This window comes from Citrobacter sp. wls710 (genome assembly GCF_005281115.1).
Taxonomy (GTDB): Bacteria; Pseudomonadota; Gammaproteobacteria; order Enterobacterales; family Enterobacteriaceae; genus Citrobacter; species Citrobacter werkmanii.
In genome coordinates, this window is the sequence record NZ_SZXD01000061.1 from 24,946 (window position 1) to 45,638 (window position 20,693).

At 53.2% G+C, this 20,693-nt stretch carries 23 protein-coding genes; 10 read left to right on the forward strand and 13 right to left on the reverse strand.

Annotated elements, in window-relative coordinates; genetic code table 11:
- Positions 1 to 5: 5 nt before the first annotated feature.
- Positions 6 to 896, reverse strand: a complete 891-nt coding sequence (gene yihU / locus FDX14_RS23165; RefSeq protein WP_137350337.1) for a sulfolactaldehyde 3-reductase — start codon at positions 894 to 896, stop codon at positions 6 to 8.
- Positions 897 to 1,062: 166 nt separating this feature from the next.
- Here yihU and FDX14_RS23170 point away from each other — a divergent pair, with 166 nt between their 5' ends.
- The 6 genes from FDX14_RS23170 to fabY all read left to right on the forward strand — a co-directional run bounded on the left by FDX14_RS23170 (position 1,063) and on the right by fabY (position 5,786).
- Positions 1,063 to 1,959: a sugar kinase gene (locus tag FDX14_RS23170; protein WP_137350338.1), complete on the forward strand. Its 897-nt coding sequence runs from the start codon at positions 1,063 to 1,065 to the stop codon at positions 1,957 to 1,959.
- 33 nt (positions 1,960 to 1,992) lie between these two features.
- Positions 1,993 to 2,796, forward strand: a complete 804-nt coding sequence (locus FDX14_RS23175; RefSeq protein WP_042313532.1) for a DeoR/GlpR family DNA-binding transcription regulator — start codon at positions 1,993 to 1,995, stop codon at positions 2,794 to 2,796.
- A 104-nt stretch (positions 2,797 to 2,900) separates the two neighbouring features.
- Positions 2,901 to 3,500 (forward strand): glucose-1-phosphatase, encoded by a 600-nt coding sequence (gene yihX / locus FDX14_RS23180; protein ID WP_038635879.1) that lies wholly within the window; start codon positions 2,901 to 2,903, stop codon positions 3,498 to 3,500.
- Positions 3,494 to 4,366 carry a virulence factor BrkB family protein gene (locus FDX14_RS23185; RefSeq protein WP_042313529.1) on the forward strand — a complete coding sequence of 291 codons (873 nt, stop codon included), beginning with the start codon at positions 3,494 to 3,496 and terminating at the stop codon, positions 4,364 to 4,366. The genes yihX and FDX14_RS23185 overlap by 7 nt, the downstream gene beginning before the upstream one ends.
- The gene (gene dtd, locus FDX14_RS23190) at positions 4,363 to 4,800 is read left to right on the forward strand and encodes a D-aminoacyl-tRNA deacylase (protein ID WP_079225730.1); all 438 of its coding nucleotides are present in this window, start codon (positions 4,363 to 4,365) and stop codon (positions 4,798 to 4,800) included. The genes FDX14_RS23185 and dtd overlap by 4 nt, the downstream gene beginning before the upstream one ends.
- 44 nt (positions 4,801 to 4,844) lie before the next feature.
- On the forward strand, positions 4,845 to 5,786 hold the full coding sequence (gene fabY, locus FDX14_RS23195; protein ID WP_032940213.1) for a fatty acid biosynthesis protein FabY: 942 nt from the start codon (positions 4,845 to 4,847) through the stop codon (positions 5,784 to 5,786).
- Positions 5,787 to 5,800: 14 nt separating this feature from the next.
- Here the strand turns inward: fabY and FDX14_RS23200 are convergent, their stop codons facing one another.
- The 3 genes from FDX14_RS23200 to FDX14_RS23210 form a co-directional block, all read right to left on the reverse strand.
- On the reverse strand, positions 5,801 to 6,247 hold the full coding sequence (locus FDX14_RS23200; protein WP_137350339.1) for a helix-turn-helix domain-containing protein: 447 nt from the start codon (positions 6,245 to 6,247) through the stop codon (positions 5,801 to 5,803).
- Positions 6,244 to 6,555, reverse strand: coding sequence for a type II toxin-antitoxin system HigB family toxin (locus FDX14_RS23205; RefSeq protein ID WP_047025921.1), 312 nt, complete (start codon positions 6,553 to 6,555; stop codon positions 6,244 to 6,246). Before FDX14_RS23205 ends, FDX14_RS23200 begins: the two co-directional genes overlap by 4 nt.
- Before the next feature lie 85 nt (positions 6,556 to 6,640).
- Positions 6,641 to 7,570, reverse strand: a complete 930-nt coding sequence (locus FDX14_RS23210; protein ID WP_061382592.1) for an alpha/beta hydrolase — start codon at positions 7,568 to 7,570, stop codon at positions 6,641 to 6,643.
- Positions 7,571 to 7,774: 204 nt separating this feature from the next.
- Here FDX14_RS23210 and FDX14_RS23215 point away from each other — a divergent pair, with 204 nt between their 5' ends.
- Both FDX14_RS23215 and FDX14_RS23220 read left to right on the forward strand, forming a co-directional pair.
- Entirely contained in the window at positions 7,775 to 8,017 is a 243-nt protein-coding gene (locus tag FDX14_RS23215; RefSeq protein WP_001523745.1) for a ribbon-helix-helix domain-containing protein, read from the forward strand.
- The gene (locus FDX14_RS23220) at positions 8,017 to 8,391 is read left to right on the forward strand and encodes a type II toxin-antitoxin system VapC family toxin (protein WP_061382591.1); all 375 of its coding nucleotides are present in this window, start codon (positions 8,017 to 8,019) and stop codon (positions 8,389 to 8,391) included. Before FDX14_RS23215 ends, FDX14_RS23220 begins: the two co-directional genes overlap by 1 nt.
- A 36-nt stretch (positions 8,392 to 8,427) precedes the next feature.
- On the opposite strand, the gene fdhE is transcribed toward FDX14_RS23220, so the two are convergent.
- From fdhE to fdnG, 4 genes are read right to left on the reverse strand one after another with little or no spacing between them, the layout of a single operon-like run.
- Positions 8,428 to 9,357 (reverse strand): formate dehydrogenase accessory protein FdhE, encoded by a 930-nt coding sequence (gene fdhE / locus FDX14_RS23225; protein ID WP_042313511.1) that lies wholly within the window; start codon positions 9,355 to 9,357, stop codon positions 8,428 to 8,430.
- Positions 9,354 to 9,989 (reverse strand): formate dehydrogenase cytochrome b556 subunit, encoded by a 636-nt coding sequence (gene fdoI, locus FDX14_RS23230; protein WP_042313508.1) that lies wholly within the window; start codon positions 9,987 to 9,989, stop codon positions 9,354 to 9,356. Before fdoI ends, fdhE begins: the two co-directional genes overlap by 4 nt.
- Entirely contained in the window at positions 9,986 to 10,888 is a 903-nt protein-coding gene (gene fdoH / locus FDX14_RS23235) for a formate dehydrogenase O subunit beta (RefSeq protein ID WP_042313505.1), read from the reverse strand. The genes fdoI and fdoH overlap by 4 nt, the downstream gene beginning before the upstream one ends.
- Positions 10,889 to 10,900: 12 nt before the next feature.
- Positions 10,901 to 13,951: a formate dehydrogenase-N subunit alpha gene (gene fdnG / locus FDX14_RS23240; protein ID WP_137350340.1), complete on the reverse strand. Its 3,051-nt coding sequence runs from the start codon at positions 13,949 to 13,951 to the stop codon at positions 10,901 to 10,903.
- A gap of 194 nt (positions 13,952 to 14,145) precedes the next feature.
- Here fdnG and fdhD point away from each other — a divergent pair, with 194 nt between their 5' ends.
- The gene (gene fdhD / locus FDX14_RS23245; RefSeq protein WP_072276989.1) at positions 14,146 to 14,982 is read left to right on the forward strand and encodes a formate dehydrogenase accessory sulfurtransferase FdhD; all 837 of its coding nucleotides are present in this window, start codon (positions 14,146 to 14,148) and stop codon (positions 14,980 to 14,982) included.
- On the opposite strand, the gene FDX14_RS23250 is transcribed toward fdhD, so the two are convergent.
- Both FDX14_RS23250 and FDX14_RS23255 read right to left on the reverse strand, forming a co-directional pair.
- Positions 14,949 to 15,455, reverse strand: a complete 507-nt coding sequence (locus tag FDX14_RS23250) for a YgjV family protein (RefSeq protein WP_079225725.1) — start codon at positions 15,453 to 15,455, stop codon at positions 14,949 to 14,951. The genes fdhD and FDX14_RS23250 overlap by 34 nt on opposite strands.
- Before the next feature lie 58 nt (positions 15,456 to 15,513).
- Positions 15,514 to 16,035 carry a Crp/Fnr family transcriptional regulator gene (locus FDX14_RS23255; RefSeq protein WP_061382588.1) on the reverse strand — a complete coding sequence of 174 codons (522 nt, stop codon included), beginning with the start codon at positions 16,033 to 16,035 and terminating at the stop codon, positions 15,514 to 15,516.
- A gap of 129 nt (positions 16,036 to 16,164) precedes the next feature.
- Between FDX14_RS23255 and FDX14_RS23260 the strand changes: the two genes are divergently transcribed.
- Complete coding sequence (locus tag FDX14_RS23260; RefSeq protein WP_042313485.1) at positions 16,165 to 16,377, forward strand: YdgH/BhsA/McbA family protein; 213 nt, start codon at positions 16,165 to 16,167, stop codon at positions 16,375 to 16,377.
- Between the two features lie 56 nt (positions 16,378 to 16,433).
- Here the strand turns inward: FDX14_RS23260 and FDX14_RS23265 are convergent, their stop codons facing one another.
- The 3 genes from FDX14_RS23265 to FDX14_RS23275 are packed head-to-tail and all read right to left on the reverse strand — an operon-like array spanning position 16,434 to position 20,684.
- Complete coding sequence (locus FDX14_RS23265; RefSeq protein WP_137350341.1) at positions 16,434 to 18,179, reverse strand: putative frv operon regulatory protein; 1,746 nt, start codon at positions 18,177 to 18,179, stop codon at positions 16,434 to 16,436.
- Positions 18,179 to 19,249: an aminopeptidase gene (locus FDX14_RS23270; protein WP_137350342.1), complete on the reverse strand. Its 1,071-nt coding sequence runs from the start codon at positions 19,247 to 19,249 to the stop codon at positions 18,179 to 18,181. Before FDX14_RS23270 ends, FDX14_RS23265 begins: the two co-directional genes overlap by 1 nt.
- A complete protein-coding gene (locus FDX14_RS23275; RefSeq protein ID WP_137350343.1) occupies positions 19,239 to 20,684 on the reverse strand; it encodes a PTS fructose-like transporter subunit IIBC in 1,446 nt (481 codons plus the stop codon). Before FDX14_RS23275 ends, FDX14_RS23270 begins: the two co-directional genes overlap by 11 nt.
- Between the last annotated feature and the right edge of the window lie 9 nt (positions 20,685 to 20,693).

Here is a 20,693-nt window from a genome sequence, read left to right on the forward strand (position 1 = left end):
ACTTATTAAAATTGGTGATTCAATCCGGCAGACGCGCGAACCTGCTCAAGAATTGCGGTCCAGTCTTCCCGGCCACGGCCAGCGGCACGGGCCTGGTTATAAACTTCGCGGGAGGCGGCGCCGAGCGGCATCGGCACATGCAGAAGGTTTGCGACATCCAGCGCGATGCCAAGATCTTTGTGAGCTAAATCGATCATGAAAGCGGGAGAAAGATCGCCTTTCAGCACTTTGTTCGGCCAGGAGGTAGTGAAATGGCCTTTTCCGGCAGGAGTACCGCTCATTACCTTCAGAGCCACATCGAAGGAGAGGCCGAGCGCTTCGCATAACACGGCAGCTTCGGCTGAGAGGGCGTTCAGCGCGATACTCATGTAATTGTTGATGAGCTTCACGCGGATCCCCATGCCGGGACCCCCTGCGTTGATCAGCTCATTCCCCATCGCCATCAGCACCGGTGTGGCGCGTTCCACCTGTTCTGCTGTTCCGCCCGCCAGCAGCAGCAGCGTTCCCGCGATGGCGTGATCGGAGGTGCGTCCAACCGGGCAATCCATCATGTCAAAGTCTTTGGCACGCATATCGGTAATCAGTTTGTCGGTTTGCAGCGGGTGAATGGTGGACATATCAATCACCAACGCCTGCGGGGAGAGGCTTTCGCAGATTCCCTGTTCACCGAACAGTACGCTGCGCACCAGATCGCCGTTGGGGAGCATAGTGATGACAAATTCCGCCTCTTTTGCTGCCTGAGCCGGGCTGCTGGCAGGCTGTGCTCCTTTTTCCACCAGGCGCTGAACGGCATCCGGGTTAACGTCAAAGACGCTGAGTTGATGACCCTGCTTCAGCAAGTTGCTCGCCATGGGTGAACCCATCTGACCTAATCCGATAAATGCTATAACTGCCATAACGTTCTCCTGAGACGTGGATGTCATTTTTTGTCATTTAAGGTCGCTTGTTTTTGTCTGTTTTTGATCGTATTTGTAATTTATGGTCAAAAAATTGACAGCCGTCACTTTTTAAACATTTTGTGAAATTAAAATGATCCCATCTTGAAACGCCTAAGGAATGACCATGATTCGTATTGCTTGTGTAGGTATTGCCGTGATGGATCGCATCTATTACGTGGAGGAGTTACCGACTGAAGGAGGTAAATATGTGGCGAAGCGTTATACGGAAGTGGGCGGCGGGCCTGCGGCAACGGCCGCGGTGGCTGCAGCGAAGCTGGGCGCGCAGGTGGATTTTATTGGTCGTGTGGGCGACGATGACACCGGAAATAGCCTGCTGGCGGAGCTGGAATCCCTGGGGGTGAATACGCGCTACACCCGACGCTACGTGGGGGCGCAATCCTCCCAATCGGCAATTCTGGTTGATGCACAAGGGGAACGAATTATCGTTAACTATCCCAGCCCGGATTTACTGCATGACGCTGGCTGGCTCAATGAGATTGATTTTTCCCAGTGGGATGTGGTGTTAGCGGATGTTCGCTGGCACGAGGGGACCAAACAGGCGTTCACGCTGGCACGTCGGGCGGGGGTCATGACGGTACTGGATGGTGACGTAACGCCGCAGGATATCCGTGAGCTGGTGACGTTAAGCGATCATGCCGCGTTCTCTGAACCGGGTCTGGCGCGTATGACCGGGATAAACGATCCGCAGGCCGGACTGAAAAAAGCAAAAACGCTCACAAATGGACATGTTTATGTGACGCGAGGGCGTGAAGGTTGCGACTGGATAGAAAATAATACGTTGCAGCATCAATCTGGTTTTACCGTCGACGTTGTTGACACCACCGGGGCCGGGGATGTTTTTCACGGCGCGCTCGCGTTCAGTCTGGCTAACGGAAATACCCCGCAAGACGCTGTCAGGTTCGCCAGTGGCGTTGCGGCGCTAAAATGCACGCGCCCGGGAGGACGAGCCGGAATCCCTGACTGTGATCAAACCCGATCTTTTCTGTCACTTTTTGTATAAAATGCCAGGGCAATGGTTTTTCGAGGAAATTTCATGAGTCTTACCGAACTGACCGGTAATCCGCGACACGATCAGCTACTGATGCTGATTAGCGAGCGCGGTTATATGAATATTGATGAGCTTGCCAATTTGCTGGACGTGTCCACGCAGACCGTGCGTCGTGATATTCGTAAACTCAGCGAGCAGGGATTAATTACGCGTCATCATGGCGGCGCGGGCAGAGCCTCCAGCGTGGTGAATACGGCGTTCGAGCAGCGTGAAGTCTCCTGGACGGAAGAGAAAAAAGCCATCGCGGAAGCGGTGGCTGACTATATTCCTGATGGGTCAACGGTGTTTATTACTATTGGCACCACCGTTGAGCAGGTGGCGCGGGCGCTATTGAACCATAATCATTTACGCATTATCACTAACAGCCTGCGCGTGGCACATATTCTTTATAACAATCCACGTTTTGAAGTTATGGTGCCAGGTGGAACGTTACGTCCGCATAACAGTGGCATTATCGGTCCTTCCGCTACGGCATTTGTCGCTGATTTTCGGGCTGATTACCTGGTGACCAGCGTCGGCGCGATCGAAAGTGATGGCGCTTTGCTGGAGTTTGATGTCAACGAGGCCAGCGTCGTGAAAACGATGATGGCCCATTCAAGGCATATTCTATTGGCTGCGGATCATACGAAATACACGGCTTCTGCCGCGGTAGAGATTGGCAATGTGTCTCAGGTGACCGCGCTGTTTACCGATGAATACCCTGGTCCCGCATTGCATAATTTACTCCAGTCTCAGCAGGTGGAAATTGTGCAGGTGAGTCCGTCACAGGATGATGCTCAGGTCGGGTAATTCTCCCAATGATGGCTCGATAAATTCGCAGCCATCATTCGCGCATAGTCAAACTTCTTCTTTCCCGCTACAGTTATTCATCCACGGCGAATAAGGAGAAGGGCATGCTCTATATCTTTGATTTGGGTAATGTGATTGTCGATATCGACTTCAATCGCGTGTTAGGCACATGGAGCGATCTGAGCCGTGTACCGCTAGCTTCGCTAAAGCAAAGTTTCAGCATGGGCGAGGCTTTTCACCAGCATGAGCGAGGTGAAATAACGGATGAAGCGTTTGCGGAGGCGCTATGCCATGAGATGGCGCTGCCGCTAAGCTACGAGCAATTTTCCCACGGCTGGCAGGCGGTTTTTGTCGCGTTACGCCCAGAGGTTATCGATATCATGCACAAACTGCGTGAGCAGGGGCATCGGGTGGTCGTTTTGTCGAATACCAACCGTCTGCACACAACGTTTTGGCCGGATGAATACCCCGAGATCCGTCAGGCCGCGGACCATATTTATCTTTCCCAGGATCTGGGCATGCGTAAACCGGAAGCGCGGATTTACCAGCATGTCCTGCAGGCTGAAGGTTTTTCTGCGCACGATGCGGTCTTTTTTGACGATAACGCCGATAATATTGAAGGGGCTAACCGGTTAGGTATTACCAGTATCCAGGTCATCGATAAAGCGACCATTCCTGACTATTTCGCGAAGTTGTTATGCTAAAAAATGTTCAGCAACAAGCCAGGCACCATACGCGTCCTGTACGGGCCTGGCTGAAGCTACTATGGCAGCGGATTGATGAAGACAACATGACGACGCTGGCAGGGAATCTTGCCTACGTTTCATTGCTCTCATTAGTGCCGCTTATTGCCGTTGTGTTTGCTCTTTTTGCCGCCTTTCCGATGTTTTCTGACGTTAGTGTCCAGTTACGGCATTTTATTTTTGCGAACTTTATCCCGGCGACGGGTGACGTTATCCAGCGTTATATCGAACAGTTTGTCGCCAACTCGAACAAAATGACCGCCGTTGGAGCATGTGGGCTGATTGTTACGGCGTTATTGCTGATGTATTCCATTGATAACGCGCTGAATACTATCTGGCGCAGTAAGCGCACTCGCCCTAAAGTTTACTCTTTTGCCGTTTACTGGATGATTTTAACGCTAGGTCCTCTACTGGCGGGGGCCAGTCTGGCGATCAGCTCTTATCTGTTGTCATTGCGCTGGGCCAGCGATCTCAACACGGTGATTGATAACATTCTGCGTATTTTCCCGCTGGTGCTTTCCTGGCTCTCATTCTGGCTGCTTTATAGCATTGTACCGACAACCCGTGTGCCCAACCGTGATGCGGTTATTGGCGCTTTTGTGGCCGCCGTGTTGTTCGAAGCCGGAAAGAAAGGATTTGCGCTCTACATCACGATGTTCCCGTCGTATCAGCTCATTTACGGTGTCCTGGCGGTGATCCCCATTTTATTTGTCTGGGTATACTGGACGTGGTGTATCGTCTTGCTAGGCGCGGAAATAACTGTCACTCTCGGGGAATACCGCAAACTTAAACAAGCCGCAGAACAAGAAGAAGCAGAGCAACCATGATTGCATTAATTCAGCGCGTAACCCGTGCCAGCGTCACCGTGGAGGGCGAGGTGACGGGTGAAATTGGCCCAGGACTTTTGGTCCTGTTAGGTGTCGAAAGGGATGATGACGAACAAAAAGCGAACCGCCTGTGCGAACGCGTACTCGGCTATCGAATCTTTAGCGATGCCGAAGGCAAAATGAACCTGAATGTGCAGCAGTCAGGCGGCAGCGTGCTGGTGGTCTCGCAATTTACATTGGCGGCAGATACTGAGAGCGGCATGCGCCCAGGCTTTTCAAAAGGCGCCGCGCCCGATCGGGCAGAAGCACTGTATGAGTACTTTGTTGAGCGTTGCCGCCAACAGGAAATGAATACGCAAACCGGCCGATTCGCTGCGGATATGCAGGTTTCGCTGGTTAATGATGGCCCCGTGACGTTCTGGTTACAAGTATGAACCAGCTACCGGTGTGGCCGCGGGCAACAAGAGAGAGTACAGCTATGTATCACCTTCGAGTACCGCAAACAGAAGAAGAGTTGGAGCGTTACTACCAGTTTCGCTGGGAGATGCTGCGTAAACCGTTGCACCAGCCAAAAGGCTCCGAACGGGATGCCTGGGACGCAATGGCGCATCACCAGATGGTGGTGGACGAAGAGGGTAATCTGGTCGCGGTAGGGCGTCTGTATATCAATGCGGATAACGAAGCCTCCATACGCTTTATGGCTGTTGATCCCTCCGTGCAGGAGAAAGGGCTGGGAACATTGATGGCGATGACCCTGGAGTCTGTCGCGCGTCAGGAAGGGGTAAAGCGCGTAACCTGTAGCGCCCGTGAAGATGCGGTCGAATTTTTCGCCAAACTGGGGTTTGTGAGCCAGGGAGAGATCACCACACCGCAAACCACGCCGGTGCGCCACTTTTTGATGATTAAGCCCATCGCGACGTTGGACGATATTCTCCATCGCGGCGACTGGTGCGGACAGTTACAGCAAGCCTGGTACGAACATATTCCCTTGAGTGAGAAAATGGGTGTGCGTATTCAACAGTATACCGGGCAGAAATTTATTACGACGATGCCCGAGACGGGTAATCAGAATCCGCACCATACTCTGTTTGCCGGGAGCCTGTTTTCTCTGGCGACATTAACGGGTTGGGGGCTGATCTGGCTGATGCTGCGTGAACGTCATTTGGGGGGAACCATTATCCTTGCCGATGCGCATATCCGCTACAGCAGGCCAATCACCGGGAAACCGACCGCCATCGCCGACCTGGGCTCGCTGAGTGGTGACCTCGACCGTCTGGCGAGAGGCCGCAAGGCGCGTGTGAAGATGCAGGTCGAGGTATTTGGCGATGACTCGCCTGGCGTCGTGTTTGAAGGCACGTATATTGTGCTACCCGCGAAACCGTTTGGCGCGTATGAAGAGGGCGGAAATGAGGAAGAGTAGATAGAAGTATCCGACTACTCGATGAATGCATCCGCTGGTAGTTTAAAGCGTTCTGTAAGCGCTTTTATATGGCTTAGTGTCAGTGATCTACGGCCATTTAAGATGTTGCTGACGTTCGATTTTGAACCGAGTTCGTTGGCAAGATCGGCTGCTTTGAGACCGTACTGATCCATGAGCGTTCGCAATACTGAAACGCCAGAGGGAGTTTTCTCCAGGTGTTGGTTGAGTGCTTTGAATTCAGGCGCATGTTTTTCGTATTCACTGATTCGGGCACTGAGTAATTCGAATAGGGGGTTTTCAAGATCGTCGTGGTCGACCAGAAACTCCACTAGCGCTAGTGCCCTGCGATACTCAGTGTCATTTCGTTCTTCCCCCAACAGTGGGAGGTTTTTTACCGCATCGCTGAAAGTATCAACGATCTTTTTTGCGCTGGCGGCATCCATCTGACGATGCGTTCTCATTCTTTATTACCCCGATAATATGCTGTCAGTTTGTCATATTCGGCATGGGAAACGATATGTTTGACAAATATCTTATGTGACCTGAAATCTATGTAGGAGATGAGTCTTAGGCTATTACCAGAAACATCAATCACCCACCATTTATCTCTGTACTTAAAATTATCCAGTGAAGGAATAAACTGCCTCATCTCTTCAGGCAGAGTGAATGTTTTTTTCTCCAGAACATTCAGCAACTCAGCGAGAGCAAGCCCATGGTTTGGATACATGAGCATCGCCTCATTGAATGGTTTTCGGCTGATAACATGCACGATGTAGTTCCATTACAAAGTTTTCAACCTGAAAACAATTTAGCGCAGCATCATCAGGTTTTCAAGTTGAAAACTAAATTGAATTTTAGATTATTTTCCCTGTTGATGGACTTACAACACGCCAGGCCACATCTCGCATGGCGCTTCGTGCCGCCTGGCTCACACCTCCGAGCTGGAAAAAGCCATGGATGACACCGAGATAGCGCTGGCAAGTGCATTCCACACCCTGTTCCTGGAACCGTTGATACAGGGCCTCGCCCTCATCGCGCAGTGGGTCGAATTCGGCAGTAATGATGTGCGTGGGTGGCAGACCGGTGAAGTCTTCACGCCACAGCGGACTGACTTCAGGATGCAGTGGATCGGTTTGCGGCATATACATCTCGTAGCCTGAAAGCAGCGTGTCACGCGTGATAATGTAATCCTGCCCGTTACGGGCGTAGCTCTCAAATCTGGCGGTTGCGTCCAGCATGGGGTAGATCAGAGTCAGCTGTGCAGGTTGCCATTGACGGGCGGCTTTCAGGCGTAGCGCGGTGACCAGCGCCAGATGCCCGCCCGCGCTATCGCCGGCAAGCGTAATGTTCGCGCGGTCTATCCCCAGTTTCTGGGCATATTTCCAGATAGTATTGGCTCCGGTTTCGGCATCGTTATGCGCGGCCGGGAAGGTGTGCTCTGGCGCAAGTCGGTACTGCACGGCAATCACGCGACAATTACTGTAAAAAGCTAACTGCCTTAGCTGGTTATCGTGAGTGGCAAAGCCACCGCTGACAAAGCAGCCACCATGATAATAAATGACGCAGGGTAATTTTCCTGTGGCATTGAGCGGCGAAACCACGCGAAACGTCATGGCATCGAGTTCAATATCTTCAACCTGGACGCGGGTTTCTGTTTCTCCTGCCAGTGTCGTGCTGGCGATGTAGCCCGCCCTCCGGTCATCAATATTCTGTTCGCGAGAAGAGGGGCGTCCCGCCGAGATAAATTCCTCCACTAACTGCGCAATCCCGCTTTCCAGTGCCATTTTTCATTGCCTTTATCTGTATGGATATACAGTTTTATAACCCGATTTGGTACGAATGAAAATGGGAAAATTGGGCTGCGTACGATTCTGGAAAGCGGCTCGCAAAAATAAAAATCGTTCGCATAATAACTATTTTCTCGTCAGTCTCAGGTGTATGTTGTTTGAAAAATAAGCGCGAATGATATACTGGAGGTATATGTGAGTATGATGGCTGGGATGGATATGGGCAGAATTTTACTCGATTTATCAGACGACGTGATTAAACGGCTTGACGATCTCAAGGTGCAACGCAACCTGCCTCGTGCAGAACTCTTGCGGGAGGCCGTTGAGCAGTATCTGGAAAGACAGGATCGGGCTGAAACCACAATTTCGAAAGCATTGGGGCTCTGGCAAGGCTGTGAGGAAGATGGCGTTGAATACCAACGTAAACTTCGTGAGGAATGGTAATGGTCAAAGGGTCTGCGCTTTTTGATACCAATATCCTCATCGACCTGTTTAGCGGGCGAAGTGAAGCAAAACTGGCGATAGAAACATGGCCGCCACAGAACGCAATCAGTCTCATTACCTGGATGGAGGTGATGGTAGGCGCAAAAAAATACCATCAGGAGGCCCGTACTCGCATTGCGCTAGGCGCTTTTAACATTATTGGTGTTTCACAGGATATTGCTGAGCGAAGCGTGAATATCAGGCAAGAATACGGGATGAAATTGCCGGATGCCATTATCCTGGCTACTGCGCAGATTCATCATCTGACACTGGTTACGCGTAATACCAAAGATTTTGCAAGCATATCCGGTGTGGTCACACCGTATACGTTATAGTCCGGGCGACCAGTGTCGCCCGGCAGTACTGGGGTTTTACTCCCCTTCACCCGGGAATAAGAACGGGTTGATAGAGCTGCGGGCAAAGCCTTCTTGCTCCATGTGGGCGTCCAGCATCAGTGACGCGAGGTCGTCGGCCACGGCCTCGACTTTCGGGTCTTTTTCCTGGTAGAGAATCTTCAGGTAAGTCCCGCAGTCGCCGCAGCTTTCGGCTTTAATTGCCGCCTGCTCGTTATCCAGCGACCAGTAGTTCAAGTCACGGCTCTGTTCGCAGTTGCTGCACTTCACGCGCACCACGTGCCACTCGGTTTCGCACAGGTTGCAGTGCAAATAACGCAGCCCCTGAGTCGTACCGATTTGCACTATGCTGGAGACCGGCATCGAACCACATACCGGGCAGAACTGACGCTGTTCACCGTACTCAGCGCGCGCTTTGCCGGGGATCAGACTTGCCATCTGCGCCCAGTAGAGCGACAGAGCGGCCCAAATGAACGGGGCTTTATCGCTACTGACGGAGGCAAAATCTGAGGCAAACAGCGCGCTTGCCATCAGCTCCAGCTCCTGCTCTGAGGCTTTTTCCAGATTCTCGATCACCGCCAGTGCAGGGCCGCTCATTTCTGGCTTCAGCTCAGCAATTAACGATTGCAGCAGTTTTTGCCAGTGCTTGTCACGTGGCAGGACGTGGATATCCAGCGGCGGCTTGCCCTGATCGTTCGCTTCTTTGATACGAGCGGTCAGATCCATCTGCAGCGGATGATCGTACAGTACCACTTCCTGTGCGTGGGCGATCAGCGCGGCAAAGCGCAGATAATCGCCCAGCGGGTTGTTTTCGGCCAGCTCGCGCAGACGTTCAGCACGGCGGTTATACAAATTTTTGAGTCTGGGGAACAATAACGGCGGAATCATATCCGCCGTGCGTTTCTCGCTCGAACCCAGCTCATCTTGCGGGATTATGCGAATACTCATTCAGATGACTTTTCCTGTTTCTGGCGGACTTCACGGTACCAGCGCGGATGATGTTTCTTCGCCCACGATTTAGTAACCCATCCCTCCACCATCGCGGTAATGGTGCCTTTCACCCAAAGGGCGGCGTAAATGTGCACCATGATAACCACAATTAACGCTACTGCGGCAAATGAATGCAGCATTAACGCGAATCGGATCACCGGGATTGAGAAAGCAGGCGCAAAATACGGACGCCAGATGATCACTCCGCTCACCAGTAACAGCACCAGGAAGATAATCGCCGCCCAGAATACGCATTTCTGGCCGAAGTTATAACGTCCCGTGTCACCTACTTCCTCGTTGACGACAATCTTACGAATATTCTTCGCCCAAAAGATATCATCCCGATTGATTAGATTGTGGTGCCAGTAACGGAAAAACATGATGATAAAAGAGGCAAACATGATCACGCCGACAAACGGGTGCACAATTCGCGCCAGTTGCGGCGTGCCCATGATGTGCATCAGCCAGTTAAAAGACGGGAAGAGAAAACCCATCCCGCTCACTGCCGCCAGAATAAAGCAGAAGGCGGTTATCCAGTGGTTGATGCGTTCCGGCGCCGTGTAGCGCACGATGGTGTCACGTCGTTTCATTTGCGCACCTCGTCTTTCTCTTCATGCAGATTGTCTTCTTCCTCTTCCGCACGGTTTGGACCCACACCGACGTAGTGGAAGATACTGGCCGCAAACGTCGCTGCGAAGCCGACCGCTGCCAACGGTTTCCAGATGCCTTTCCAGAACTTCACGGTGGCGCTGATTTCCGGGTTCTCCGGCAGACCGTGGTACAGATTCGGCTTGTCGGCATGGTGCAATACGTACATTACGTGCGTACCGCCAACGCCTGCCGGATCGTACAGACCCGCGTTATCGTAACCACGCGTTTTCAGCTCCGCCACGCGCTCACCGGCCAGGGTTTTCATCGACTCTTTCGTGCCGAAATGAATCGCCCCGGTTGGGCAGGTTTTCACGCAGGCCGGTTCTTGCCCGACCACTACACGGTCGACGCACAGCGTACATTTGTACACGCGGTTGTCTTCCGGGTTGAGGCGCGGCACATCGAACGGGCAGCCAGCAATGCAGTAGCCGCAGCCGATGCACTGCTCGGACTGGAAGTCGACGATACCGTTGGCATACTGAATGATAGCGCCTTCAGCCGGACACGCCTTCAGGCAGCCCGGATCGGCGCAGTGCATACAGCCATCCTTACGGATCAGCCACTCAAGTTTGTCGTTCTGTTCCACTTCCGAGAAGCGCATCACCGTCCAGGATTTCGCGGTCAAATCAGCCGGGTTGTCATACACCCCAACGTTGTTGCCCACTTCATCACGGATGTCGTTCCACTCGGAACACGCCACCTGACAGGCTTTACAGCCGATGCAGGTAGTGACGTCGATAAGTTTCGCCACCTCTTCCTGGTGATCCCGCGCCTGAGGCGCGGGGGTGAAACCGTTAGTGGCGGATCGACGAATGATGTCTTGCGATTGATAAGCCATAGGTCGTCTCCGTTACACCTTTTCCACGTTCACGAGGAAGGACTTAAATTCCGGCGTCTGCGTATTCGCATCACCAACGAATGGCGTTAACGTGTTAGCGATAAAGCCTTTTTTCGCCACACCTTCGTAGCCCCAGTGAATCGGAATACCGATAGTGTCGATATCCTTACCGTTGGCCTTCAACGTGCGAATACGTTTGGTCACCACTGCTTTGGCTTTAATATAGCCGCGGTTAGAGGAGACTTTGACGGTATCACCATGAGAGATACCGAGCTTATTCGCCAGCTTCTCGCCAATTTCCACAAACTGTTCCGGCTGGGCGATGGCGTTTAGCAGCGCATGCTTGGTCCAGTAGTGGAAGTGCTCGGTCAGACGATAAGTTGTACCGACATACGGGAATTTATCCGCTTTACCCAGCGCCTCCGCGTCACCTTTAAAGATACGCGCGGCAGGGTTAGAGATAACGTTCGGGTGCAGCGGGTTAGTGCCGAGCGGCGTTTCAAACGGCTCGTAGTGTTCCGGGAACGGCCCTTCCGCCATCTTATCGATAGCAAACAGGCGTCCCATCCCTTCCGGCTGCATGATGAACGGCCCGACGTCAGTACCCGGTGCGGCGGCGCTGTAGTCTGGAATATCCATCCCGCTCCATTTCGCGCCATCCCATTTCAGGATCTGACGTTTCGGATCCCACGGATTCCCCTGCGGGTCTGCGGAAGCACGGTTATAAAGAATGCGGCGGTTAAGCGGCCACGCCCAGGCCCAACCCAGCGTATTGCCAAGGCCAGACGGATCGGCGTTATCGCGACGCGCCATCATGTTGCCTTCCGGCGTCCAGCTACCGGCAAAAATCCAGCAGCCGCTGGAGGTCGTGCCGTCATCGCGCAGTTGGGCGAACGAGCTGAGCTGTTGGCCTTTCTTGACGATTACCGCGCCGGTTGCCGGGTCGGTAATATCAGCCAGCGCTTTACCGTTACTCTCCATCGCCACTTCTTCCGAAGCCGGCTCATGCGGTGTGGAGTAGTTCCAGGTCATGCTCAGCACCTGTTCCGGGTTTGCACCACCTTGTTCGGCATACATCTTGCGCAGGCGCAGGAAGATACCGGCGAGGATTTCGCCATCGGTTGCGGCAATCCCTGGGGCATCCGCGCCTTTCCAGTGCCACTGCAGCCAGCGTCCGGAGTTGACGATCGAACCGTTCTCCTCGGCGAAGCAGGTGGACGGCAGACGGAATACTTCGGTCTGGATTTTTGACGGATCAACATCGTTCGACTCACCATGGTTCTGCCAGAAGGTGGAGGTCTCTGTGTTGAGCGGGTCGATAGTGATCAGATACTTCAGTTTGGACAGTGAAGCCACGACCTTGTTTTTGTTCGGGAATGAGGCGACCGGGTTAAAGCCCTGGCAGATATAGCCATTCACTTTGCCCTGGTTCATCATCTCGAAGTACTGCAGGACGTCGTACCCTTTATCCCACTTCGGCAGCCAGTCGAAGCCCCAGCTATTTTCCGCTGTCGCTTTATCGCCAAAGAAGGCTTTCATCATCGAAACGAAGAATTTCGGGTAGTTGCCCCAGTAGTTTACCTGACCTTCCAGCAATGGTTTTGGCGTGTTGGCGGCAAGGTAGGTTTGCAGGTCGGTCTGTTTTTCGCTTGGCAGCGTCAGATAACCCGGCAGACTCTGTGACAGCAGACCAAGGTCGGTCAGTCCCTGAATGTTGGAGTGACCACGCAGGGCGTTAACACCGCCGCCGGCCATGCCCATGTTGCCGAGGAGCAACTGGATCATCGCCATCGTACGGATGTTCTGCGCACCCACGGAGTGCTGCGTCCAGCCCAGCGCGTACAGGAATGATGCGGTTTTGTCTTTCGCGCTGGTTTCTGCGATGTATTCACAGACCTTCAGGAAATCGGCCTTCGGCGTACCGCAGATATTCTCTACGACCTCCGGTGTATAGCGGGAGACGTGCTGTTTGAGCAGGTTCCATACACAGCGTGGATGTTGCAGAGTCACATCGCGTTTGGCGAAGCCGTTTTCATCCAGCTCATAGTTCCAACTGGTTTTGTCATACTTGCGTTTGTCCGCGTCGTAGCCGGTAAACAGGCCATCTTCGAAGCCAAAATCCTCGCGCACGATCAGGCTGGCGTTGGTATAGGCCTCGGTATATTCGCGGTTGAATTTTTCGTTATTCAGCAGGTACAGCATGACGCCTGACAGGAAGGCAATGTCAGTACCGGAACGAATTGGGGCATAGAAATCAGCCACCGCTGCGGTTCGCGTAAAGCGAGGATCGATGACAATCAGCTTAGCGCCGTTGTGAATTTTCGCTTCCATCGCCCAGCGGAACCCGACCGGGTGAGCTTCAGCGGCGTTACCGCCCATCACCACAACGAGGTTGGCGTTTTTAATGTCGACCCAGTGGTTGGTCATCGCACCGCGACCAAATGTTGGAGCAAGACTTGCTACCGTTGGTCCGTGTCAGACACGCGCCTGGTTGTCGACCGCGAGCATACCCAGCGCGCGGGAGAATTTTTGCGTCAAATAGCCGGTTTCGTTACTGGAAGCGGATGCACACAGCATCCCGGTGGAAAGCCAGCGGTTAACGGTTACGCCTTCGGCGTTTTGTGCAACGTAGTTAGCGTCGCGGTCTTCTTTCATCAGCTTAGCGATGCGGTCGAATGCCTCATCCCAGCTAATTTGCTGCCACTTATCTGAGCCTGGTGCGCGGTATTCCGGGAATTTCAAACGGCTTTCAGAGTGGATGAAGTCCACAAGACCTGCGCCTTTCGGGCACAGTGCGCCGCGGTTCACCGGGTGATCCGGGTCCCCTTCAATATGGAAGATGGATGCTTTGGCGTTTTTTGCTCCGTCACCGAGGCTGTACATCAACAGTCCACAGCCAACGGAACAGTAGGTGCAGGTGTTACGGGTTTCGCGGGTGCGCAGCAGTTTATATTGCCGTGTTTCCGCGAGCGCTACGCCGGGTGCAAAGCCCAGTGCCGCTGCCGTGGTGCCTGCCATACCGCCAGCGCAGATCTTAAAGAACTGCCTTCTGCTGACCTGCATGGTTTGCTCCTTGTTTCGACATTGTCACGTTCCCTTCGCATTTCTGCCATGCCAACGCGTGGGAAGTGGTTGTTATTTTTCTTTGCGGACGGGACCGCAAAGGTCCAGAATTGGGTGAATTTCCCTCCGTCCAGGAGGGATTTGTAAAGAATACCACAATGTTGGTACGCGTGTTCCAATATGGTTAAAAGAAAGTGAATAAGATTATTCAAGAAAACATTAAGAATGTGACATCTACGACAGGATCGCGCCAATTGACTCTCTGGAAGCGCGAGGATTTACAACATCCTCAGCCTGATGAAGTCGCTGAAGAAGTGCCTGTTGCGCTGGTCTATAACGGAATTTCACACGTGGTGATGATGGCGTCACCGAAAGATCTTGAGCATTTCGCGATGGGTTTTTCACTTTCTGAAGGCATTATTGAGTCCCCGCAGGATATTTACGGGATGGACGTGGTTCCTTCCTGCAACGGATTAGAAGTTCAGGTTGAGCTGTCCAGCCGTCGTTTTATGGGATTGAAGGAACGTCGTCGCGCGTTGGCCGGGCGCACCGGTTGTGGTGTTTGCGGCGTGGAGCAGCTCAATGATATTGGCAAGCCGGTCCAGCCGCTGCCGTTTACCCAGACATTCGATCTGGCGAATCTTGATAACGCTTTACGACATCTCAATGATTTTCAACCCGTGGGTCAACTGACAGGCTGCACGCACGCGGCGGCATGGGTGCAGCCTGCAGGTCATCTGGCGGGCGGACATGAAGACGTTGGGCGTCATGTCGCGCTGGATAAACTGCTGGGGCGTCGGGCGCTCGAAGGGGAAACCTGGCAACAGGGTGCGGTATTAGTCTCCAGCCGCGCCAGCTATGAGATGGTGCAGAAGTCGGCAATGTGCGGCGTGGAGATCCTGTTTGCCGTTTCTGCGGCGACAACGCTCGCTGTGGAAGTTGCCGAGCGCTGTAACCTGACGCTGGTGGGTTTTTGCAAACCAGGCAGGGCGACGATCTATACGCATCCGGAGCGTCTGATCGCGAAGTGACGCCACCAGGCGGCCAGGATACTGCCTGAAAATGCCAGTTCCATTATTACGGCAACGGGCGAGCCGACAATCACATTGTTCAGTAGCCAACACAGGCTGCCGCACAATGTGTATCCGCGTAATTTCCCGCTGCGTTTTTGAAACGACGCAAAGGTCATCAGCAGGCTTCCCATCAGCGGCAAAATACTCGACAGATTTTGCCAAAGATAAACGCTACACATCAGCGACCCCAGCATAAATCCCCACATAGCCCAGCGATGAAACGTGACGATGGCCGTCGCGTACCGGCATGCGGCGATGACCATTAACCCAGCCGCAGCATCTTGATCCAAAAGATAGAAATGGATAGCGAGCAGGGAAGTGGAGGTGGTGAGCAGAGATAAGGTGATGGCCCGGCGTTGAAAATGAAAAGCGGAAATATCCAGCAAGAAGCTGATACCGGCCAGAATCTGAGAGAGAAGAAATGCGTTCATAATGTGCGCCAACCGTTGCAGAGTGGCGGGACAATACTCGACGCATTCACATAAGGCGTTAGCTTTTGTTAAGACGCTGGCGAATACGAGACAGGCTAACGGGATTAATACCGATATAGTTGGCGAGATCGCGCTGAGTGAGCTGCGACTCCCAGTCCGGGAAGTGTGTTTGTACATACCGGTAGCGCTGCTCTGGGGTATTGAGCAGCAGCATTTGCTCTTTTTTCTCTTTGTAGATCAATTGCTGAATCAGTAGCTGGGTCTTAATATCCTGATTTTCCGGCGCATCCAGCAAAGCCAAAGAAATTTCACTGGTTTCTCCTGCGGTAATCATTTGCAGACTGTAATCAGCAGGCGTTTTGGTCAGCCAGTTCAGGTACAGAAAGCAGTATTCCCCGGCAAAGTAAAACTCTTTAACCCTTTCTACGCCGTTGTTTGCGTGGTACACCGCACGTGCAACGCCATGATGTAAAAGATGAATTTTACTTTGTGCCTCGCCCTGACGAAGCAACCAACTGCCAGCCGGTTGCGCTTTTCTTCTGCTACCTGCGAACCATTGTTGTTCGTGATTAAGCGCCATTTTATTTCTCAAATAATTTGAATAAGACAGGCAAATCCTTCCGCTTTTAGTTGTTCGAGTATCAGCCTATTATTTATCACATCAAGGCACGGTGCCTTACTCAAACAACTAAGTTAAAGGGTTTATATCATGAAAAGCATCAAAACTTTTGTCGCAGTTATCGCTCTGGCTACTTCTTTTGGTTCATTCGCTGCTCAGACTGTTACCGCAACCGGTTCTACACTGGAAAGCGCTGAAGCAAACATTGCCGCTCAGGCTGAACGTGCAGGCGCCAGCGATTATAAAATCACCCAGGCTTACACCGGTAACCGCGTGCACATGACCGCTGAACTGCTGAAATAAGATACCTCAGTACTGTAGAAAGAGCGCCTTTGAGGCGCTTTTTTCATTTCCGGCATTCACTGCCCGAGCAATGCGATAAACGCTTTATAGTCTTTCAACCCTGCAATCATCTCTGCCGGGTGGCTGCTCAACACGCTGGATAAATAACTGAAGATTTTTAGTTCATGTCGCGCTTCGGCAGCGGCACAGGCGATCAGCACATGGCTGACCGGTTCGTTATTCACCAAAATAGGGTGCGCGAGGATGATAAAGAAACCACGAAAGCGACGCTCCTGTTCACTCCAGCAATGAGGAATCGCCAGACGATTCACTATCAGGTTTTCACCTTCATGTTCCCGGGCGCAAATGCGTAGCGCTTCGTCCTCGGTGATGTGGCCCTGTGCCACAAGCTGACCGCAGATCCGGCCAATGATGCTCTGCCAGCTTTCGCCACTCGTATTGGCGTAATGAAAACTGCCCTGCTGTAAAAAGAATCGTTCGGGCTGCTGGCGTATAAAGGCCGTTGCGAGGAAGTGTTTTATCTGCTCGGTACCCGCCGCGGTGATAATGTTTTTGATAGTTAATGTATTTTTTAGAGATTCATCAAGCAGATAGTGGCTATTATTGATGATTAACAGCGGGGTGATTTCTTCACTGATGGCGCTGACCTCACTCGTATTTCGCGCAATGATCACCCGACAATTCAGTACGTCTCTCTCAATGGCCTGTTGGTTAACAGTGGCGATAGCATTCTGGTCGGATAACAAAATGATCGGCTGACGCTCGTTTTGGTGCCGCTCCAGCGCACAGGCGAAGTAAAGTCCGATGAGATCGCTATCGAACAGCGGAATATCCAGTTTTTCGCGCAACAGGGCAATAAAACGCAGACTTAAATCGAAGGCGGCAGGCCAGGTAGACTTCAGGTTATGCATACTGCTCTGGCGATGTTCCGGTACCCAGACTGGGGCAGAGACGCATCTCAGCAGGTGGCCGGTAATATTATCAACCAGTTGGCTATCGATAACGTTCAGCGCGGCGATGCCGGGAACACTTTTTAATAACGAAGTCACCGTCCCGGTCGAGATGGTCATGGCCTGTCGTTGTCTGATTTCCAGAAGGCCGATCAGTGTTCTGAAGGCGTTCTCACCCAGGTAAACACCTCCTTGTTCCACTGCGTTTTTCAGTGATGCATACCGACATTCTGGCCATGATCCGCAGAGCTGATTACGCAGGGCGTAGACTGCCAGCACCAGGCTTGCCAGGTACTCTCCCGAGATGAGCGGAAATTCATTAAGGTTTTCACATGCTGCATTGAGCCTGTTGATATTGTCGCGGGTAATACCCGGCAGCGGAATCAACAGCGGATCTTTTTTCAGCAGATTCGCCAGCAAGATAATGCGCTTTTCTTCCGGTTCATCAATGAAATGACCGACGCCTGGGCGGCTGGCAAGACAAAAGGCGCGCTCATAGCGTTGTTTGAGACGCGGCAGCCTGTCGGCAACCCAGGTTTCGGGTAAATTCAGCGTCGAGGCGAGCTGAAGGCGGGGGGTAAAAGGGTTCAGCAATAATATCGCCAGCAGTCGGTCATCATTATCATGGCGTTGCAGAAGCTGAAAATAACCGCGCCTGTCGACGATATCCAACTGATATCCCGCACTGCCCCCTGGCTGGATGCGGGCCTTACCGCTGAGCGTAAAATTGAGGTAGTCAAGATCGCGCAGGATGGTTCTGCCCGAAACGCCAGTTTGCCGCGCCAACTCGCCCAACGAATACGGCTGCTGTTCGAGGAGATCGACAATTTTCAACTGGCGTTCACTGAGCATCAGATTGACTCGCGAAAATCGGTGAAGGCTTTAACGTTATCCGCCGTCAGCGAGACCAGCAGCTCGCGGACCAGAGTGAACAGCGCGTCATAATCTTTCGCCGAAATCATACCGCTATTGGCGTGCAGATAGCGGGTCGGCAGGCACAGCGCAGCCACCGGACGACCGCCGCCCATCACATTATAGCGTCCGCCGTCCGTCGCACCGGTTTTCATGGTGCAGAACTGTAAAGGAGCCCCGCTGAGCTTAGCGCTCTCTTTCAACGCGGCAACCAGTCGCTGATTGGGAAAGTAGCGCTTATCAAACAGCATCAGCCCCGGACCATCGCCGAGCTTCAGCGGATATTTGATGCTATCAATGCCGGGAACGTCGCCCGCCACCGCCGTATCCAGCACGATAACCACGTCGGGTTTGATATGCTCCGCCGAGGTTTGCGCCCCGCGCAGCCCGACCTCTTCTTCCACGCTGCCGACGCCGTACAGGATGATCTCCGGGTTATCCACTGCCTGTAATAGCTCCGCCATCAGGGCGCAGCCGACGCGGTTATCCAACGCTTTGCCGACGATTTTATCATCGCCCCAGCGGGCGAAATTGGCCTCCGGACTGATGAAATCGCCGACCGTAACTCCCTGTTTTTCTACCTCTTCACGACTGTTCGCGCCAATATCAATGAACATCTCATCAAAAGAGAGCGGCTGCTGTTTTTGTTTCTCCGTGAGGGCATGTGGCGCAACGGAGCCGATCACGCCGGGTATTTTAGCCCCCGTGCGAGTGCGAACAGTGACCCGATGGTTAAGCATCGACTGGTTCCACCAGCCGCCGATGGTGGTAAAGCGGATAAAACCGCCCTCGTCGATATGCGTCACCATAAAGCCGACTTCATCCATGTGCCCGACGATGGCCACTTTCGGCCCGCGATCACCTTTGCGGGCGACAAAACTGCCGAGGCCGTCAAAGGTGATTTCATCGACGCCGGATTCCAGCGCATTAATGAGAACGGAGCGAACTTCCTGCTCATCGCCGCTGACGGCGCTGGCTTCGCATAACTGCTGTAGTAACTCAATGTTCATGGGCAAGCTCCTGCTGCGCGGCTTTACGTTTCAGCCACAACCCTTTCAGGATGATAATTAACGAAATGTTCAGCGCCAGACCGATAGCCAGCACCAGATAAAATGACCCCACTGGCGACATCAGGCCAATCAGTGGATCAAAGATACCTAACCCCGGCGCGAGCCGTTTGATTCCGAAGGCGATCACCAGCATGCCGGTAATACCGCCGGAGAGCGTATTGGCAGTAATCATCGGCAGCGGCGCGGCCAGCGCGTAAGGAATAGCCGGTTCGGTGGCGACGGTTGCCCCCACCACAATCGCGCTGCTGGCGGCTGCCTTCTCCTGCTGGGTAAACAGTTTTGGCGCTAAATAGGTAGCGATACCTGCTGCGACGGGCGGCATCAGCGCCACCACGCCGACGATGGCGTACCAGTCATAGATATGTTTTTCCAGCAGCGAGAAACAGAAGAACCACGCGGTTTTGTTGATTGGCCCGCCCATATCGAACGCCAGCATCGCGCCGACGAGAAAGGCTGCGCCCATTTTCATTGATGGCGGAATGGTGTTCAGGAAGTGCAGCAGGCCGCCCATGATATCGGACATCACCGGGCCGATGACGTAATAAGTCAGTACGCCAAACACCAGCAGTGTGACAAACGGGATCAGCATCGAGCCGAGCAGCGGCTGGAGCGCTTTGCCGAGGCGCACCTTGCGAAACCACAAGACGAAGTAGCCGATGGCCAGCCCCAGCACGACCGCGCCGAGAAATCCCGCGCCGGATTGCGTCCCCAGTAGCCCTTTATCGTTCGCCAGATAGCACACGAGGAACGCCGGGGCGAACGCCGGTTTATCGGCAATAGACCAAGCGATGTACGCGCCCATTATGGGGATCATAAAGGTGAAGCCCAGATAGCCGATGGATTCGACGATCCAGGTAAACGACGGCGCGCCCTTTGACATGTCGGTATAGGGCAAACCGAACTGCACCAGCATATTGGCGATGGCGACCAGAATACCGCCGCCGATAACAAACGGCAGCGCGGCGGAGACGCCCGCCATCAGGTGACTCATCACGCTACCCTGTTGCACATCTTGTTTTCCCAGCTTTACGCCGCTATCTGCGGTAAACAGCTGCGAATGTGAAGGCAACTGCGTAAAAATCTGGTCGATATTTTTCAGCGCCTGAGAAATGGCGATTTCATAGACCTTTTTCCCTGTGAAGCGCGCGCGGTCTTCACCGCTTAAGCCGCGGCCTGTTGCCAGAATCACGTAATCCGCGGCGGCAATCTCTTCACTGGTCAGACGGTTTTCCACGCCGCTTGAGCCCTGGGTTTCGACTTTAATGGTATGGCCAAGCGAACGCGCTTTTTGCTCCAGCGCTTCCGCCACCATATAGGTGTGGGCGATTCCCGCAGGACAGTTGGTGATCGCCACTAAACGCAAGGATGACTCCATAGCCGCTTC